Genomic DNA, 17,105 nt, shown 5'->3' on the forward strand with positions numbered 1-17,105 from the left:
AGTGGCCACCGCAACGGTGCAGCTGCGCCCTCGCGTCCGCAGAGGGGGGATCCGCGGGCGCGAGGGCACGGCGGGATGGGTCTTCGTCGCGCCTGTCGTGGTCGTGCTCGGGCTCTTCCTGGTCATCCCGATCCTCATGGCCGCGTGGGTCAGCCTGAGCGACTGGACGGGCAAGGGCAGTCCGCTGTCGTCGAAGGTGGGCTTCGTCGGGCTCGACAACTACAAGGCGATCCTCACGACCGACGGGCTCGCCCGGTCTGACTTCATGACCAGCATCCGCAACAACTTCTACTACGTGCTGCTGGTCGTGCCGCTGCAGACCCTCCTGGCCCTCGGGCTGGCCCTCACGCTCAACCGGCAGCGGCTGCGGGCGAAGTCCTTCTTCCGCACCGCCTACTACTTCCCGTCGGTGACGAGCTCGGTCGCGGTCTCGATCGTGTTCCTGTTCGTTTTCAGCAGCTCCGGCGTCGTCAACGCCGCGCTCGCCAAGATCGGCGTCAACGGACCGCAGTGGTTCGCCGACCCGCGCGGCATCCTCCAGCTGCTGCTCGGCAAGCTCGGCATCGTCGACGCGAACTCACCCCCGGGGGCGTTGACCAACCACTCGGTGCTCGGCCTGTCGTGGTGGGACTGGCTGTCGGGCCCGAGCGTGGCGATGTGCGCGATCATCGCGCTGGTCGTCTGGACCACCGCGGGGACGTTCATGCTGATGTTCCTCGCGGCGCTCCAGGACATCCCGGTCGAGGTCGAGGAGTCCGCCGAGCTCGACGGTGCGACCGGCTGGCAGCGTCTCCGCTTCGTCACGCTGCCGATGCTGCGGCCGACGATGTTCCTGGTGCTGACCCTCGGCCTCATCGGCACCTGGCAGGTGTTCGACCAGATCTACATCATGAGCCAGGGCGACCCAGGCAAGACCACGCTGACCCCTGCGTACCTCTCCTTCACGACCTCCTTCAAGTCCTTCCAGTGGGGGCAGGGGACCGCGATGTCCTTCATCCTGTTCGCGATCATCGTGGCGCTCACGCTGCTCCAGCGGTGGTTCCTCCGCGACCGGAGCGACGAGGCGCCGCGCCGGCGACGGCGGACGCTGGCCCGGGGAGGTACGTCGTGACGACCACCACGCGTACCCCGCCCGTGCCGGCCACAGAGGCACCGCGCCGCCCCCGGCGCGGGACCTCACGCGGCACCGTGCTCTTCTACGCCGTCCTGCTGCTGTTCGCGGTGCTCTACATCTACCCGTTCGTCATCCAGCTCGGCACCGCCTTCAAGACCAACGTCGACTCCACGGCGCACCCGCTCAACCCGTGGCCGTCGCACTGGTCCACGGCCGCCTTCCGCCAGCTCGCGGACGCCGACTTCCCTCGGTGGTTCGCCAACTCGGTCTTCGTGACGCTGTGCGTCACCGCCGGCCGGGTCTTCTTCGACTCGCTGGCGGGGTACGCGTTGGCGCGGCTGCACTTCTTCGGCCGCGACATGCTCTTCGATGCGGTGCTGGCGGTGATGGCCGTGCCGGGCGTGGTGCTGCTCATCCCGAAGTTCCTCGTGCTCAACCAGCTCGGCATGTACAACTCCTACAGCGGGATGATCGTCCCGCTGCTGGTCGACGCGGCCGGCGTCTTCATCATGCGCCAGTTCTTCCTCTCGGTGCCGCTCTCGGTCGAGGAGGCGGCGCGCGTCGACGGTGCGAGCACCTTCCGCACGTTCTGGTCGGTGGTGCTGCCGATGGCGCGACCAGCGCTGATCACGCTGACGATCCTGTCGTTCCAGGGCTCCTGGAACGAGTTGCCGCACTTCATCGTGTCGAGGCAGGACCCGAAGCTGAACACGCTCACCACAGGGGTCGCCTCCCTGGTGACCGGGCAGTACGGCAGCGGCAACCAGTACCCGCTCAAGCTGGCGGCCGCGCTGCTCATGACGATCCCGGTGGCGCTCGTGTTCTTCACGTTCCAGCGGCACTTCACCCGAGGGGGCACCGAGGGGGCGGTGAAGGGGTGAGCGGGCGGCCTGCGACGATGCCGGGATGACGTGGGACGTGTACGCGCTGAGGGCACCCGGGGTCCGGTCGGTCGAGGCGCTGCCCGAGGGCTACGAGCCGCCGGCGGTCGGTCCGTTCGACGAGGTGCTCGCGCTCGTGCGCGAGGCTCTGCCCGACGTCGATGCGAGCAACGAGAGCTGGCTGACCCTGCGCCGGCCGGGGTTCTCGCTCGAGATCGGGCTGGGCAAGAGCGTCTCGGTGCACGACGTCTACTTCTACGTGACGGTCGAGGACGAGGACGCGCACTCCGCGGTCAGCGCGGTCCTCGACGTGTGCCGGGCGCTGCGGATCACGCCCTACGACACCGAGACCGGCGAGGTCCTCACCACGGAGTCAGGCCCGCCGGCCTACCGCCCGCCCACGCCCGACGAGGACGAGGACGAGCCGCGCGGCCTGCGACGGCTGTTCGGGCGGCGCAAGGGCTGACCGCTCGACACCTGCTCAGCGGGTGACGAAGTCCCACACGGCCTCGGTGAGCAGGTCAGGCGTCTCGACCTGCGGCAGGTGGCCGGTGCAGGGCAGCAGCCGGAACTCCGCGCCGGGAACCGCTGCCGCATACGCGCGTCCGTAGTCCGGCGTCACGATGCGGTCCGCCTCGCCCCACACCACCAGAGTGGGGGCGGTGACCCCGCTGAGTCGCCCGGCCAGCGTCGCGTCGGTCATCGCGCGCCCGGCGTAGTCCTCGATCACCGGCCGGTTGGCCGCCATGCGAGCGCGGGCCTCGGGCGGCAGGGCGGCCGGGTCGATGCCGTAGCGCTGGGGGTCGGCGTAGCTGAGCTGGGCCAGCTCCGCCGGGGTCAGCGCGAAGAAGTCGGCGACCGGCTGCCCCGGCACCTCGAGGCCGACGGCGTCGACCAGCACGAACCGCGTCGTCCGCGGCGAGCCGAGCAGGGCCAGCTCGGCCGCCACCCACCCGCCGATCGAGTTGCCGACCACCGTGACGTCGTGCAGGTCGCGGGCGTCGAGCAGCTCGGCGTACGCGGTGGCGAGCCCCGCGATGGTGCTGGTCTCCTCGGGCCGCGGGGTGCCGTCCCAGCCCGGGTGGGTCGGCGTCAGGACGTGCGCGGGCCTGGTGGCGGCCAGGCGCTCGGCCCAGGGGAGGACCGTGGCCGGCCCGCCGCCGCCGTGGAGGAGCAGGACCGGCCGGTCGCCCGGGGTGCCGTGCTCGGTCAGCTGGATCTCAGGAGTGACGATGGGTTTCATATAAGGAACCTTAGGACAGGACCCTGATATCAGCAACCTTGCCCGGCGCTAGGATGGATGCATGGCTCCCTCGCTGCAGCAGGTCGGTCTGGCGGTCAAGCGCCTGCAGTGGCGCCACCACCGCGAGGCGAACCGCCGCCTCGCCGAGCTCGGCCTCTCGCTCGTGCAGTGGGACGTCCTGCGCCACCTGCACGACCAGCCCGACGCCTCGCTGCACGCCATCGCGGTGCTGACCTTCCAGACCGACCAGTCGATGGGCGAGCTGGCCAGGCGCATGGTCGTCCGTGGCCTGGTGGAGCGCGTGCCGGGCCCTGGGCGGCAGGTGCGTCACCGGCTCACCGAGGCGGGGGAGGAGCTGCGTACGCGTGGCGGTGCCGTCCTCGACGGCGTCATGGAAGCCTCGCTCGGCCGGCTCTCGGAGGAGGAGCTGACGACGCTGCACGAGCTGCTCGTCCGTGCCGCGGCGCCCGGCGGCTAGCATGCGCCGGGTGGGACAGGCCTCGCGGCGCCCGGTCGCCCCGGCGGTCGGTGCGACCGCACTGGCCGTGTTCGTCGTCCTCCTGGCGGTCGCTGGCCGCTACGGCTACCACCGTGACGAGCTCTACTTCCTCCAGGCCGGCCGCCACCTCGCGTGGGGCTACCCCGACCAGCCGCCGCTCGTGCCCGCGCTGGCTCGGCTCGCCAGCTGGATCGACGCCGACTCGCTGACGGTCCTGCGCGTGCCGTCGGCCCTGTGCGCCGCTGCCGTCGTGGTCGTCGCCGCCCTGACGGCCCGCGACCTCGGAGCTCGCACCTCCGGCCAAGTGCTCGCCGCGTGCGCAGCTGCCCTCGACGGGACGGCGCTCGGCACCGGTCACCTGCTCAGCACCGCCACCACCAACCTCCTCGGCTGGACGGTCGTCACCTGGCTCGTCGTGCGGCTGGTGAAAGGCGCAGGGCTCGCGACGTGGCTGGCGCTCGGCGCCGCTGCGGGCATCTCGATGCTCGCTCACCCGCTGGCCGCCGTGCTCCTGGTCGGGTGCGCCGCGAGCGTCCTCGCAGTGGGACCCCGTTCGCTGCTCGCGCCACCGGGACCGGTGCTGGCGGCGGGCGTCGCTGCAGTCCTGGCGCTGCCCTACGTGGTGTGGCAGGCGCGGCACGGCTTCCCGCAGCTCGACGTGGCGAGCAGCGTCTCCGGTGGCGGCTCGACCTCGTCCGAGCCGCGCGCGCTGTTCCTGCCGCTGCAGGTGCTGCAGACCGGCCCGTTCCTCGCACCCGTGTGGATCGCCGGACTGGTCGCGCTCTGGCGCGACCGGTCGCTGCGCTTCCTCGCCGTCACGTACGCGCTGCTGGCCGCCGCCTTCCTCGTCCTCGGCGGGAAGCCCTACTACCTCTCGGGCATGTACCCCCTGCTCTTCGCCGCGGGCGCGCAGCCGCTGCTGGACGCGGTCCGCCGCCGCTGGGTGGTGCCCGCCCTGCTCGTCCTGTCGCTCCCCGTCGTCTACCTGACGCTGCCGGTCGTGCCGTTCGGTGCTGCCGGGGTGCCGCTGGCGGTGAACCCTGATGCTGCGGAGACGATCGGCTGGCCGGGCTACGTGCGGGAGGTCGCGGAGGCGTACCACGCCGCGCCACCCGGCACCGTCGTGCTGACGCAGAACTACGGCGAGGCCGGCGCGGTCGACCGCTACGGTGCGGCGCTCGGCCTGCCGCGCGCCTACAGCGGCCACAACGGCTACTGGTACTGGGGTTCGCCTCCCGAGTCGACGTCGTCGGTGCTGGCAGTGGGGTTCGACGCTCCTACGCTGCAGCGCTGGTTCGGCACCGTCCGGCAGGTGGGCGAGCTGCACAACCGGTGGGACGTCGACGGCGAGGAGCAGGGCAAGCCGCTCTGGGTGTGCTCGTCACCGCGGGAGGACTGGCCGTCGCTCTGGCCGCAGATGGCGAGGCTGGCGTAGGCCGCTCAGGCCTTGCCCTCGTAGCGCAGACGGGCGTCGTGCTCGAGGCCGAACTCCCTGCGCAGCGAGGAGAACAGCAGGAAGACGAACCAACCGAACCCGAGCGCCACACCGATGACGAGAAGGCCCGGTGCCCAGCCGACCCCTCCGTAGGCCAGGGACCCGAGGGCCCCGCCGCCGTGTGCCCGCCGTCGGGGCGAGGTCGGTGCCTCAGGGCGCAGCGGCAGCCCCGCACGACGGCGACGCTCGGACTCCCGGAACCTGCGGTGGGGCTGGACGAAGCTGCCCACGAGGGTGACAGAGAGCAGCGTGATGAAGAAGGCCTAGCCCGCGGGCGGGAGGTCGGAGTCGAAGCAACCGGCGTACAGCCCGACCTCGATGCCGACGGCGACAGCGAGCACCATCAGCAGCAGCAGGAAGATGACCGCCCGGCGCGCCCAGTACGAGAGGCCCCGGTCCACCCAGGTCGTGCCCAGGATGCCGAGCGACTCTGCCTGAGCCCGCCGGGTCAGGCTTTCCCCTCATAACGCAGGCGGGCGTCGTGCTCGACGCCGTACTCGCGCTGCAGTGCGAAGAACAGCATGAAGACGAACCAGCCGAAGCCTAGGACCACGGCTAGAGCGAAGAAGCCCTGAGCCAGCCCCACGCCTCCGTAGGCCATTGCCCCGAGCGCTCCACCGCCCGCGCCTCGGGTTCGGTTCTTGCGGTAGTCGGGCCGCAGGGGATCGCCGTCCCTGCGTCGCCGCTCCGCCTCGCGGGTGCGACGGTAGGGCTGGACGAAGCTGCCGATGAGGCACACAGTGACCAGGCCCACGAACACGACCTTGGCCAAGCCGGGCAGGTCCGACGTGAGGAAGGCGTAGTAGACGCCGAACTCGACACCTACGGCGACCGCGAGGGGAACGAGCACGAGGAAGAGGATCAAGGCCCGCCGGAGCCAGTACGACGGACCCCGTTCCACCCACGACGTCCCCAGGAGGGGAAGCGACTCCGGCGCTGGCCGAGAGTCCGAGGGGCGTCGTGGCCGTGGACTGGGGGTCACCCGAACACGCTGTGCCACAGATGTTCTCCCGCGTGTGCGACACCCTTGCCCATCTTGGCGATGTCGTCGCCGACCCGGGCGCCGGTGTGACCGATGCCGTCGAGCGTACCCATGACGACGCCGTCCTTGTGGATGTCCTCGCTCCAGTGCTCGTGGAAGGCCTGGTAGGCGAAGTCGCCGACGCCGATCACCGCCGCGCCAGCCACCAACGTCACTGCGGCCACCGGCACCTCCACGGGAGCCGCCGCGATCGCGGCCACGGTGCCCGCCCCTGCCAGGAGTCCCACAGCAGCCGAGCCGTAGTCGGCACCGATCGCGTGAGCGGGTGACCAGCCCTTGTCGATGTCGTCGTTCACCTGCACCTGCGCGACGAAGGCGGAGGCCGCGATGTCGATGACCGGGATCTCCTTGGCGAACCCGAGGAAGTCAGGCAGCTCGGCCAGCCGGCCGACCCGGGCCAGCTCGGCGGCGTCGCCGAGCTTGTAGTTGAGCGCCTTGCTCAGCGGCAGCTCGCCCTCGTGTGCCTCGGCGGACGCGAGGCTGGTCCTCAGGTCCTTGATCTCGTTCGCGACCCGGCTGTGGGCCACCCGTGCGGGGTCGGACTTCGGCAGGTTCATGCCGCGCGCCTGGTAGGCGGCGCGCGCCGCCTTGAAGTCGGCTCTCGCGCGCTTCATGTCGTCGTGCAGCCTCTGGATCTTGCCGGGGAGCGCCTTGGCCGCCTGGCTGTTGGCCTCGTGCGGGACGACGTAGAGACCCTTGAGGTAGTCGCCCATCGTCGTCCAGTCGGCGGGGTTCGGGTCGGCACCGCCGTCGCTCACGACCTCGAGCACCTTCTGCAGGCCGTCCTCGGCGACCAGCCGAAAGCCCTGCGCCGTCTGCAGGGCGTCGTCGTACTCGCTGGTGTAGGTCCGCAGCGCCGACAGGGCCTTCTGGTCCTCCTCGGAGGGCTCCGACCCTGGTGGCCCCACGAAGGTCAGCGTGCCGGGTACGCCTTCGGCCCCGACCGGCGCGCCGGCGTCCCGGGCGACCGCAGCCGCCTCGTGCAGGGTGTTCTCGACCTTCTGCAGCTGCGAGGCCAGTGTCGTCAGGATGCCGGAGACGTTGGCGACGACCTCGCTCAGCACACCGGCGGTCAGCGAGTCGGCGGTCCAGGCCTTCTCGAAGGACTCCGCCGCCTCGCCCTTCCAGCCGGCGTGCCCGACCAGGCCCTCGACGTCGGCGCTGAGCGCTGAGACGACGCCCTTCATCTTCTCCGGCGCCCGCCCGAGGGTGGTGCCCATGTCGGCGATCCCGGACATGTCGCCGCCGACCCAGCTCTCGGCCACCTCAACCCTCCATCAGGTCGTCGAACAGCCCGTGGACGTCGACGTCGTGCCGCTCGTAGGACTCGCGCGCTGCCTTCAGCTTCTCGCCGTGCTCGCGGATCGTCTCGCCCATCGACGTGTGGAGGATGTCGAGGGCCTCCATCACCGCACGCAGCGTCCCGTCCAGGGAGCCGTCGCCCGTCGCCGCCTGCGCCGGGGTGACGTCGGAGTGGCTCGCGTCGTAGACGTCGGCCTCCTTGGCGAAGCGGCCCGACATGCTCTGCAGGTCGGCGAGCACGAGCTCGAAGCTGTCAGCCACGGCGGTTCCCTCCCAGTCGTTCGAGGTCGTCCTCGGTCCACCCGGGAGAGCCCGGCGGGACGACCGGGTCGACGAGCACTCCGCGCAGGCCAGCGGCCCGAGCCAGCTCAGGCAGCCGGTCGCCAGGCACGGCCACCCACGGCTGCGCCGGGCCCAGCGCCTCGACGAGCCGGGCCGTGCTCGTGAACGCGACCAGCACGGCGGCTCCGGTGCCGTCGAGGCGCGGCTCGATGCGTACGCGGCCCGGCTCCCCGGGATGCGCGGGCACGAGGAGCAGGCCGTCCGGCACTGCGCCCAGCTCCTCGACCTTCGTCTCAGGCACGCCTGCTCCGCCGGAGCAGGAGCGCCGCGCCCAGCGCGGCGAGCACCACGACGGCCCCGCCACCCAGAGCCCAGGCAGGAGCCGACGAGGATCCGTCGGCCGCGCCGCCCGCCGTCGCGCCCGCCGACGCGGCGGCGCCGGGCGGCTGGGTGGCGGCGACCGCTGCGGCAGCGGCCGCTGCTGCGGCGGACGCGGCTGCCACGTCGCTGGCCGGCGCCGCACCCGAGTCGTCCGACGGGCTGGCGGAGGCGCTCGAGGACGGAGCGGGGGAGGCGGACGGTGTCGCGGGTGCCGCAGGCAGCAGCGGGTTGGTGGTGACCGCCGGCACGGTGGCCGTGAGCGCGCGCACCGGGTCGACGATGCCGAAGCCGTACTCCGGGTCGCGCCCCTTCGGCCCCTTGTCGTCCGCGGTCGTGATGAGCCGGTTGATCACACCAGCGGCGTCGAGCTTCGGGTAACGGGCGCGGACGAGCGCGGCGGTCGCCGACACGAGGGCGGTCGACGCGCTCGTGCCGGAGCCCTTGAGGTAGCCCGTGCCCTTGCCCGGCCCGATGATGTCGACGCCAGGAGCGGAGAGCACGACGGCCTTCCCGCTGACGGACACCTTCGGTGGGAAGGCGCCCTTCTCGTCGACGGCTGACACGGCGACCACGCCCGGCAACGAGGCGGGGCTCGTCACCTCGTTCTCGCCCTCGTTGGTGTTGCCGGCCGCTGCCACGACGACGACGTCCTTGCTCTGCGCGTAGGCGACGGCCTGGGCGAGGCTGCGCAGCTCGATGGCGTCGCCGAAGGAGAGGTTGATGACACGGGCGCCGTGGTCGGCCGCCCACCGGACGCCGTCAGCCGCCTCGGCGATGTCGAAGTAGGTGCGACCCCCACGGACCGGGAGGATCTTCGCGCCGGGCGCCAGTCCGCGCACCGAGCGGACGCCGTCGCCCGTCCCGGCGATGAGGCCCGCCATCAGTGAGCCGTGGCCGGTGATGTCGCGCTGCCCGTGCGTGCCTGCGGGCGGGAAGTCCGTGCCGTTGAGCACCTGCCCGGCGAGATCAGGGTGGGCGGCGTTCACGCCGGAGTCGACGAGCCCGACCACCACTCCGCGCCCGGTGCTGAGCCGGTTCGCCTGCGCGGCATGGAGGAAGGCCAGCTGCCACCCAGGCCGGCTCGGGCTCGCCGCCTGCGCCGGAGGCGCCGTCAGCGGCAGCAGCCCGAGCAGGGCGGCGCCGACGACCACCGGCCACCGGCGCACCGAGCGCGTCAGCTCCCCGAGAGCGGGCTGGTGCCCGCTCCCTCCGGGCCGAAGACGTCGCGGTCCTCGACCAGCCACGTCGTGCGGCCGCCGGCCTCCTGCCCGCGCCGGCGCTGCTGTCGCCCTGCGACGCGCGAGGTCGCGCCGCCCTGCGCCGCGCCGCTGCGGCCGGCGCCCTGCTGGGCGCCGCCCTGGGCCGAGCTGCGCCGCCCGCTCGTCTGCTCGACGCCGTCCTGCGGCGCTCCGGAAGCAGGGCTGCGGGTCGCGGCTTCCGCCGCCTCGCTCGCGCCGTCGGCGCGGCCGCGCAGGAGCCGGCTCAGCCGACCGGTGCTGCGCCCGGAACCGCCGCCGCTGGAGCCGCCGCGCGTGCTGCCTGTCGCCCGTCCCGCGGAGCTGCGGATGGCGGAGGTGCGGCCCTGCGCCTCGTCTGCGCCCTCGGCCGGGGCGCCCGTCCTGGCGTGCGCCGCCTCCTCCTCGGAGACGCCCGTGCCGCGGACCGCTCGCCGCTGCGACGTCGCGGTGCTGCGGCCGCGGGCCTCGCGCGACAGCGCGCTGCGCGACAGGGAGCCTCCCGCGGAGGGCCGCCCGACGCCGGCGCCGCGCAGCCCCCCGGCGCGCGGCTGACCGTCCTGCGCGACCGGCTCCTCGACGAGCTGCTCGGACGCTGCGCCACGACCGAGCCGCGCGCGGGTGCTGCTCTCGTGGTCGACGGCGCTCGCGACGGAGCCGCGGGAGACGGCACCCCGCCCGAGGGAACCGGCCGTCGGGCGCAGGGTGCCGTCACCGCCGACGACCCCGCCGGCGCGGACGGCGCCGCTGCCGCGGGAGAGCGGCTCCTCGCCACCGAGCACCCCGCGGCCGGTGCCGACGCTTCGCGCCGAGACGTTCTCGTCGGGGCTCCGCAGGACGCCGTCGCGCCCGAGCGCCGCGCTCGTCGTGCCCGCGCGCACGCCGCCGGGCTCGCCCTCGACCAGCGCCCCGCCGGGGGTGCGGATGGAACCGGCGCGGCCGACGGGCTCCTCCACCGGCGTGCCGCCAGGGCGCGCCGGCGCCTCGGCCAGCGAGCTGCCGCTACGCGCACCGCGGACCGGCTCTTCCGGCACGGTGCCGCCCCCGCGCACGCCGCGGACGCCGCGGACGGGCTCGTCGAGCCCGGCCGCCGCACGGGGGCCGGTCGTCGCTGCAGGCGTCGCCCTGCTCCCGCCGGCCGCGCCGCCGAGCAGGCTCGAGACGGCGCCGGGGCGGACCGTCGCGACCAGTCCGGCGGCGACCCCGGCGACCACCGCTGCCGCGGTCGACGACGTCGTGGCGGCCGTCGGTGCCTGGAGGGTGCCCGCCGCCGACGGCGTCGCGGCTGCAGGCTGCGTTGGTGCGGACCCGGGCCCGGTGATGGTGCCGGCCGGCGTGGTCGGAGGCTGCGCCACCGGCGCACCGGCAGGAGCGCCGGGCGCCGTGCCCGTCGGACCGGACCCCGTGCTGGGCGTGGGGGCAGTGGAGGTGGAGCCGTGGGACCCAGGGTGACCGGACCCCGGCGTGCCGGCTGCACCTGGATGGCCGGGGTGAGAAGGCGTCGCGTGGTGGCCACCAGTGCCGGTGCCTGTCCCCGGCACAGCGGGACCGGTGTCCGAGGCGCCACTGCCCGGTGAGCCGGGGGAACCGCCGTAGCCGGGAGCGCCAGCGCCGCTGCCGTCGGGGCCGTACGAGTCCATCGGCATGCTGAGGTCTGCCGGCGGCGGGCCGTAGTAGGCCGGCGCGTCCTGCAGGCTGGATGCCGAGCCCTGGTAGGAGCTGCCGAGGTCGTCCATGACCTTGACGGCCTTCTGCCGCTCCTGCTCCTCGCGGTGGTCGTAGTAGACGTCCGCCGCCTTCTGGGCGGCGAGCACGCCGGCCGGACCGCCGGACGCTCCGGCCGCGCTCGCCGCGGCCTGCCAGTGCGCGGGCCGCTCGTAGGGCGGCGGCATCGTGGACTTGGCCGTCTGCGCCGCGTCGGCGGCGTCGTTCATGGCGTCCTCGTTGGCCTGCGCGGCCTTCGAGGCGCGGGCGCTGGTGTCGGCGAGGTCGCGCATCTGGGCGATGTAGGCGTCGGCCGCCGGGCCCTCCCAGACCTCCGCCAGCTGGCTCGAGGAGTCGTTGAGCGAGTAGCTCCGGTCGGAGGTGGAGCGGTGCACGGCGCCCCAGGCGTCAGCGGTCGCGCGCACGGACTCAGGGTCCAGCGCGTCGGCCATGGCCTTGAGCTGCGGGTGGGAGTAGCCCTCGAAGCCCATCAGCGCACGTCCGCGGGGTGCTCGACGGGCTCGCCCATCAGGTTGGTGACCACGCTGAGCCGGACCTTCGACGCCTGGTCGGCCGTCGTGTAGTTCTGCGCGATCTGCTCGGCCGCGGCCTGGGCCGTCTTGATGCCGCCGCGGATCTTGGTCAGCAGCTCGACCATGCCCTGCAGGACCTCGTCGTGGCGGGTGCGCAGGGCGCTGGCCTCGGCGAAGGTGCCGAAGTCGGGGCTGACGTCGAGCCAGGTCGAGGTGTCCTTGACCGCCGCGATGTCCGCCTCGAGCTCACTGGCGTACTGCTGCAGGTCCTCTATCTGCACTCTGACGATCGTGCCGGCGTCGAGCACCGCAAGCCCCCTTCGGAGTCCTTCTTCGACTGGTCGGCCGGCGCTCGGCTGCGCCGGCCACCGCGCGTCCGGCTCCCCGGAGGGAGCCGGACGCCGCGGCGGGTCAGGCCCAGATGCTGGCGTTCGAGTTCTCCGCCGCCTGGAACTCCTGCCCGGCGTCGCCGAGCGCCTTGCCGATCTGCGCGAGGATCGCGTTGAGCTCGGCAGCGGCTTCGTCCCACTGCTTCTGCTTCGCCTGGTAGTTCTCCGACGCCGCGCCGGTCCAGGTCGACACCATCGGAGCGAGGTAGCTCTTGAGGTCGTCGAGCTGGCCGTTGATGTTCTGCGAGGTCGCGGCGACATCTCCCTCTGCGCCCTGGATGGCGGAGAAGGTCACGAGGATCTCGGACATGGAATACCCCCTCAACCCAGCACGCTGGTGATGTTCGAGAACGACTGGTGCTGGTTCTGGTCGGACGTGTCGTAGGTCGTCCGCGACTCGGCGATGGCTCCGCTGATGGCCAGGAGCGCCTCGTTGAGCTTGGTGGCGTTCTCGTTCCAGCGCTGGTGCAGCACCTGGAAGCTGGTCGCGGACTGACCCTTCCAGGTCGAGGCCAGGGGCTCGAGCTTGGACATCAGGGAGCTGAGCTGCGCCTGGACCTGCTGGTTCACGTCGGCCACGTGGCGCGACGCGGTCTGCATCGTCTCGAGTTGGGTGCCGTACGAGTCAGCCACGGCTTCACCTGCTTTCGTCTCGGCCGCTCTCGCGGGATGGGTCGGCCCTCGACACCTAACCCCTGGGCAACGACCTCAAACAGGTCTCGCGGAACCCGACCGGGTGGTGCTCGTCCGGGCAGGCACTGCGACAGGTGTCAGGCCGACGGCGGACGCCACGCCACCTGCACCAGCTCGGCCCCGGCCCGGCGGCTCACGAGGACTCCCCGGCCGGGCGGCCGCGGCGCAGGGCGCACGTCGCCCAGCAGCGCGCCCTCGTCGCGGCTGCCCGAGAGCACGAGACCCGGGGTGCCCGCCTCGCGCAGCCGGGCGAGCACGGGCTCGAACAGCGCGCGGCCCGCTCCGCCCGTGCGCCGCGCCAGCACGAGGTGCAGGCCCAGGTCGCGCGCCTGGGGCAGCAGGTCGGCCAGCGGCGCGAGGGGGTTGTCGGTCGCGGTCGCCACGAGGTCGTAGTCGTCGACGACGACGAACAGCTCGGGACCGCTCCACCAGGAGCGGTCGCGCAGCTGGTCGGGGCGCACGTCGGGTCCGGGCAGGCGGCGCTCCATGGACGCGCGCACGTCAGCCACCATCGGGCGCAGGGCGGCCGCCGACGTGGCGTAGGACAGCAGGTGCTCGCCCTCGGCCACGTCGAGCAGGCTGCGGCGGTAGTCGACCAGCAGGACGCGCGCCTCGTCGGGCGTGTAGCGCTCCTCGACCCCCTCGAGGAACACCCGCAGCACGTCGGTCTTGCCGCTCTCGACGTCGCCGAAGCACAGGAAGTGCGGGTCGGCGTCCGGGTCGACCGTGACCAGCCCGAGGTCCGCCTCGCGCACGCCCAACCGGATGGCACGCACCGGCGACGCCGGCGCCGGCGGGAGGTCGGCCAGCGGCACCAGCCGGGGGAGCAGGCGCACGGGCGGCGCGACGGGGCCGGACCACGCCTGCGCGACCGCCTCCACGGTGTGGGCAGCAGCCTCGGCGAGCCCGGCGTCGGACGTCTCGCCGTCGGTGCGCGGGAGCGCGGCCAGGAAGGCGAAGCCGTCACGGGTGAGACCGCGCCCCGGCGACGCCGGCACCTGCATCGCCGTGCGGCGGTCGACCTCCGACTCGGAGGGGTCGCCGAGCCGCAGCTCGAACCGGGTGCCGATCAGGTCGCGCATCGCGGGGCGGATGTCGGCCCACCGGGTGGCAGCCAGCACGACGTGGATGCCGAAGCTCAGCCCCCGCGTGGCGAGGTTGGTCACCAGCAGGTCGAGCCCCTCGAAGTCCTGGCGCAGGGCTCCCCAGCCGTCGACGACGAGGAAGACGTCGCCGTGCTCCTCGCCCGCCAGCTCGCCCGCCGCGCGCCGGGCCCGGAACTCGGCGACCGAGGAGATGCCGCGGTCGGTGAAGAGCTGCTCGCGCGCAGCGAGCAGCGAGGTGACCTCGGCGACCGTGCGGCGCACGCGCTCGTCCTCGAGCCGGGGGGCGACGCCGCCGACGTGGGGCAGCCCCGCGATCGCGCTGAGCGCGCCACCGCCGAGGTCGAGCGCGTAGACCTGCACCTCCTGCGGGGTGTGAGTCAGCGCCAGGCTGGTGACGAGGGTGCGCAGGAGCGTGCTCTTGCCCGACTGCGGGCCGCCGACGACCGCGACGTGGCCGGCCGAGCCGGCCAGGTCGGCGACGAGCAGGTCGCGGCGCTGCTCGAGGGGGCGGTCGACGACCCCGACGGGCACGCGCAGCGCACCCGCGTCCTCCCACGCCACCGGCGTCAGGCCCCGATCGGGGTCGACCCCGATCGAGGGCAGCAGGTCGTCGAGGGGGACCGGCTCGGTCAGCGGCGGCAGCCACACCTGGTGGGCCGGCGGGCCCGCCTCGTGCAGCCGCTCGACCACGACGTCGAGCAGGGTCTCGCTGAGCACGTCGCTGGTCTCGGGCTCCTGCGCGACCGGCTCGGCCTCGCTCGCCGGCTCGACCCGGTCGAGCCCCCAGGGCAGCACCGCGCGACCCGAGCCCGTGCCCACGGCGCTGCGCTGCGGCCGCGCGCGCACGGGCCCCGAGACGTAGGCGGCCTTGAAGCGCACGAGCGTGTTCGTGTCGACCTTGAGGTAGCCCGAGCCCGGGACGGAGGGCAGCGTGTAGGCGTCGGGGACGCCGAGCACGACCCGGCTCTCGGCGACCGAGAACGTGCGCAGCGCGATGCGGTAGGACAGGTGGCTGTCGAGCCCGCGCAGGCGGCCCTCCTCGAGCCGCTGCGACGCGAGCAGCAGGTGGATGCCGAGGCTGCGGCCGAGCCGGCCGATGGCGACGAACAGGTCGATGAAGTCGGGCTTGGCCGAGAGCAGCTCGCTGAACTCGTCGCACACGACGAGCAGCGAGGGCAGCGGCGCGAGCGGAGCGCCGGCCTCGCGGGCCCGCTCGTAGTCGCGCACGCTGGCGTAGCGCCCGGCGGTGCGCAGCAGCTCCTGCCGGCGCACCATCTCGCCCTGCAGCGCGTCGCGCATGCGGTCGACCATCGTGAGGTCGTCGGCCAGGTTGGTGATGACCGCGCTGGTGTGCGGCAGGTCGGCCATGCCGGCGAAGGTCGCGCCGCCCTTGAAGTCGATCAGGACGAAGTTCAGCGTCTCCGACGAGTGCGTGATCGCCAGACCCAGCACCAGCGTGCGCAGCAGCTCGCTCTTGCCCGAGCCGGTGGCGCCGATGAGCAGGCCGTGCGGCCCCATGCCCTCGAGGGCCGACTCCTTGAGGTCGAGGTCGACCGGGAGCCGGCTCTCGTCGATGCCGAGGGGCACGCGCAGCCGCTCGCGCACCGCGCGCGGGCGCCAGGTGCGCGACACGTCGACCTGCTCCGGGTCGCCGATGCCCAGCAGCTCGGTGAGCCCCAGGTCGGAGGCGAGCGGCTCCACCTCCTCGGAGCTCGAGGCGAGGCGTACGGGTGCGAGCACCCTGGCGAGGGCCTCTGCCTCCGCGACGCTGAGCGAGTCGGCGCTGCCGAGGCTGTCGACGACCCCGCCGTAGCCGAGGACGCCCAGCGCCACCGGTCCCTCGGGCGCCTCGGTGCGGTCGGCCGGGAGCGGCCCGCCCAGGCGGCGCGACCCGCCGGCGCGCCGCGGCGCCCGCCGGGTCGGGCCCTCGGGCGAGCCGACCACGATGCGCAGCCGCGAGCGGTCGGACTCGACCGAGCGGGCGGCGCCGACGAGGTCGGCCCGGGGCCGCAGCTCCACCACGGTCACGCCCAGCACCCCGTCGAGCGACGCGGTCAGCGCCTCCGCGCCGGTGGCGCCGCCGTCGAGGACGACCACGATGTGCGGCTCGTCCGGGGGGAGCGCGGCGTCGGGGGTGAAGCGGGGCCGCTCGGCCAGCGCCTCGGGCAGCAGCGCCTCGAGCTCGGGCAGGCTGTCGCCCACCATGCGGACCGGCCCGACGGCGTCGACCAGCGTGGGGTGGTGCGCGTGCGGGAGCCACTTGACCCAGTCCCAGTCGCTGCGGCGCTCCGGGGCGGCGCACACCCAGACCGCGAGGTCGTGCGGCGAGTGGAAGGTCGCGAGCTGCGCCACCAGCGCCCGCGCGACCGCGGCGGTCCGGTCGCGCTCCCCGACGAGGTCGACCCGGGTGAAGGCGCGCAGCGCCACCGAGAGCGGGAGGTCCGGCACCTCGGAGTGGGCGCGCACGAAGCGGCGCAGGGCGCTCGACGACAGCGGCTCGAGGTCCTCGAAGGGGGCCGTCTCGGCCGGCACGAGCGGGGTCGAGAGCCGTTGGGGACCCAGCCCCAGGCGTACGACCGCGAAGTCCTCGTCGCCGACCCGGCGCTCCCAGAGCCGCGTCCCGCCGGCGACGGTCCACAGCGTGGACGGGTCGGGGTGGCGCCAGGCGAGGGCCTCGCGCTGGCGCTCGGCCGTGGAGCGCGCCTGGCGGCGCACCTGCGCGAGGTAGCGCATGTAGTCGCGCCGCTCGTCGTCGAGCTCGGCGCGCTTGCCGGCGCCCGGGCGCCCGACGCTGGTGGCGACCATGCCGAGCATGGACACTCCGAACATCCCGCCGACGACGTAGGTCAGCGGGCCGCCGCCGCGCCCGGCGTACATGAACGCCATGGCTCCGGCCCCGGCGAGCAGGGGCAGCATCCCGAGCAGGTGGCCGAAGCCCTGGCGCGCGGCAGGGACCTGCGGCGGCGGCACGAGCGCCACGTCGCCCTGCGGCAAGGAGGGGGCCTCCTGCCGCGGCGGGCGGCGGAACACGGTGGTCGTCATCCTCGGGTCCCCTCCTCGCGCGCCGCCCCGCACGGGGACCGGCCGCACGATCCTGCCCCATGGGACCTACAGGGTGCCGTCGCGGCCGGTCGGCGTCACCCGTCGGGCCCGTCAGTCACAATGTCGCCGCGCGGCCCGTCGGGTCGTGCTGCGCGACGGCGGAC

General features: G+C 73.8%; 17 protein-coding genes. 5 read left to right on the forward strand and 12 right to left on the reverse strand.

Features of this window, described 5'->3' with window-relative positions; genetic code table 11:
• Window position 1: 1 nt before the first annotated feature.
• Genes CLV35_RS14310 through CLV35_RS14320 form a run of 3 tightly spaced genes read left to right on the forward strand, consistent with a single transcriptional unit; the run spans window position 2 to window position 2,461 of the window.
• Window positions 2-1,111: a carbohydrate ABC transporter permease gene (locus tag CLV35_RS14310; RefSeq protein ID WP_231121829.1), complete on the forward strand. Its 1,110-nt coding sequence runs from the start codon at window positions 2-4 to the stop codon at window positions 1,109-1,111.
• The gene (locus CLV35_RS14315) at window positions 1,108-1,995 is read left to right on the forward strand and encodes a carbohydrate ABC transporter permease (protein WP_121194158.1); all 888 of its coding nucleotides are present in this window, start codon (window positions 1,108-1,110) and stop codon (window positions 1,993-1,995) included. Before CLV35_RS14310 ends, CLV35_RS14315 begins: the two co-directional genes overlap by 4 nt.
• A gap of 25 nt (window positions 1,996-2,020) precedes the next feature.
• Entirely contained in the window at window positions 2,021-2,461 is a 441-nt protein-coding gene (locus tag CLV35_RS14320) for a hypothetical protein (RefSeq protein ID WP_121194159.1), read from the forward strand.
• Window positions 2,462-2,476: 15 nt separating this feature from the next.
• Here the strand turns inward: CLV35_RS14320 and CLV35_RS14325 are convergent, their stop codons facing one another.
• On the reverse strand, window positions 2,477-3,238 hold the full coding sequence (locus CLV35_RS14325) for an alpha/beta fold hydrolase (RefSeq protein WP_121194160.1): 762 nt from the start codon (window positions 3,236-3,238) through the stop codon (window positions 2,477-2,479).
• A gap of 61 nt (window positions 3,239-3,299) precedes the next feature.
• Between CLV35_RS14325 and CLV35_RS14330 the strand changes: the two genes are divergently transcribed.
• Together CLV35_RS14330 and CLV35_RS14335 are read left to right on the forward strand one after the other, a co-directional pair.
• Complete coding sequence (locus tag CLV35_RS14330; RefSeq protein WP_121194161.1) at window positions 3,300-3,716, forward strand: MarR family winged helix-turn-helix transcriptional regulator; 417 nt, start codon at window positions 3,300-3,302, stop codon at window positions 3,714-3,716.
• A 10-nt stretch (window positions 3,717-3,726) separates the two neighbouring features.
• Complete coding sequence (locus CLV35_RS14335) at window positions 3,727-5,172, forward strand: glycosyltransferase family 39 protein (protein WP_183061983.1); 1,446 nt, start codon at window positions 3,727-3,729, stop codon at window positions 5,170-5,172.
• Window positions 5,173-5,495: 323 nt separating this feature from the next.
• Here the strand turns inward: CLV35_RS14335 and CLV35_RS20140 are convergent, their stop codons facing one another.
• From CLV35_RS20140 to eccCa, 11 genes are all read right to left on the reverse strand, one after another.
• On the reverse strand, window positions 5,496-5,633 hold the full coding sequence (locus CLV35_RS20140; RefSeq protein ID WP_183061984.1) for a hypothetical protein: 138 nt from the start codon (window positions 5,631-5,633) through the stop codon (window positions 5,496-5,498).
• A 47-nt stretch (window positions 5,634-5,680) separates the two neighbouring features.
• Entirely contained in the window at window positions 5,681-6,097 is a 417-nt protein-coding gene (locus CLV35_RS14340; RefSeq protein ID WP_147431976.1) for a hypothetical protein, read from the reverse strand.
• A gap of 113 nt (window positions 6,098-6,210) precedes the next feature.
• Window positions 6,211-7,539: a hypothetical protein gene (locus CLV35_RS14345; RefSeq protein ID WP_121194164.1), complete on the reverse strand. Its 1,329-nt coding sequence runs from the start codon at window positions 7,537-7,539 to the stop codon at window positions 6,211-6,213.
• 1 nt (window position 7,540) lies between these two features.
• Entirely contained in the window at window positions 7,541-7,837 is a 297-nt protein-coding gene (locus tag CLV35_RS14350) for a DUF6317 family protein (RefSeq protein WP_121194165.1), read from the reverse strand.
• Window positions 7,830-8,159, reverse strand: coding sequence for an SAV_915 family protein (locus tag CLV35_RS14355; RefSeq protein ID WP_121194166.1), 330 nt, complete (start codon window positions 8,157-8,159; stop codon window positions 7,830-7,832). The genes CLV35_RS14350 and CLV35_RS14355 overlap by 8 nt, the downstream gene beginning before the upstream one ends.
• Complete coding sequence (locus tag CLV35_RS14360; RefSeq protein WP_183061985.1) at window positions 8,152-9,405, reverse strand: S8 family serine peptidase; 1,254 nt, start codon at window positions 9,403-9,405, stop codon at window positions 8,152-8,154. Before CLV35_RS14360 ends, CLV35_RS14355 begins: the two co-directional genes overlap by 8 nt.
• Window positions 9,406-9,413: 8 nt before the next feature.
• Window positions 9,414-11,669 (reverse strand): hypothetical protein, encoded by a 2,256-nt coding sequence (locus CLV35_RS14365; protein ID WP_121194168.1) that lies wholly within the window; start codon window positions 11,667-11,669, stop codon window positions 9,414-9,416.
• Window positions 11,669-11,992: a hypothetical protein gene (locus tag CLV35_RS14370; protein ID WP_147431977.1), complete on the reverse strand. Its 324-nt coding sequence runs from the start codon at window positions 11,990-11,992 to the stop codon at window positions 11,669-11,671. The genes CLV35_RS14365 and CLV35_RS14370 overlap by 1 nt, the downstream gene beginning before the upstream one ends.
• Before the next feature lie 130 nt (window positions 11,993-12,122).
• Window positions 12,123-12,410, reverse strand: a complete 288-nt coding sequence (locus CLV35_RS14375; protein ID WP_121194170.1) for a WXG100 family type VII secretion target — start codon at window positions 12,408-12,410, stop codon at window positions 12,123-12,125.
• An 11-nt stretch (window positions 12,411-12,421) separates the two neighbouring features.
• Window positions 12,422-12,733 carry a WXG100 family type VII secretion target gene (locus CLV35_RS14380; protein ID WP_121194171.1) on the reverse strand — a complete coding sequence of 104 codons (312 nt, stop codon included), beginning with the start codon at window positions 12,731-12,733 and terminating at the stop codon, window positions 12,422-12,424.
• A gap of 137 nt (window positions 12,734-12,870) precedes the next feature.
• Entirely contained in the window at window positions 12,871-16,941 is a 4,071-nt protein-coding gene (gene eccCa, locus CLV35_RS14385) for a type VII secretion protein EccCa (RefSeq protein WP_121194172.1), read from the reverse strand.
• Window positions 16,942-17,105: the final 164 nt, after the last annotated feature.

Source organism: Motilibacter peucedani (assembly GCF_003634695.1).
Classification (GTDB): domain Bacteria; phylum Actinomycetota; class Actinomycetes; order Motilibacterales; family Motilibacteraceae; genus Motilibacter; species Motilibacter peucedani.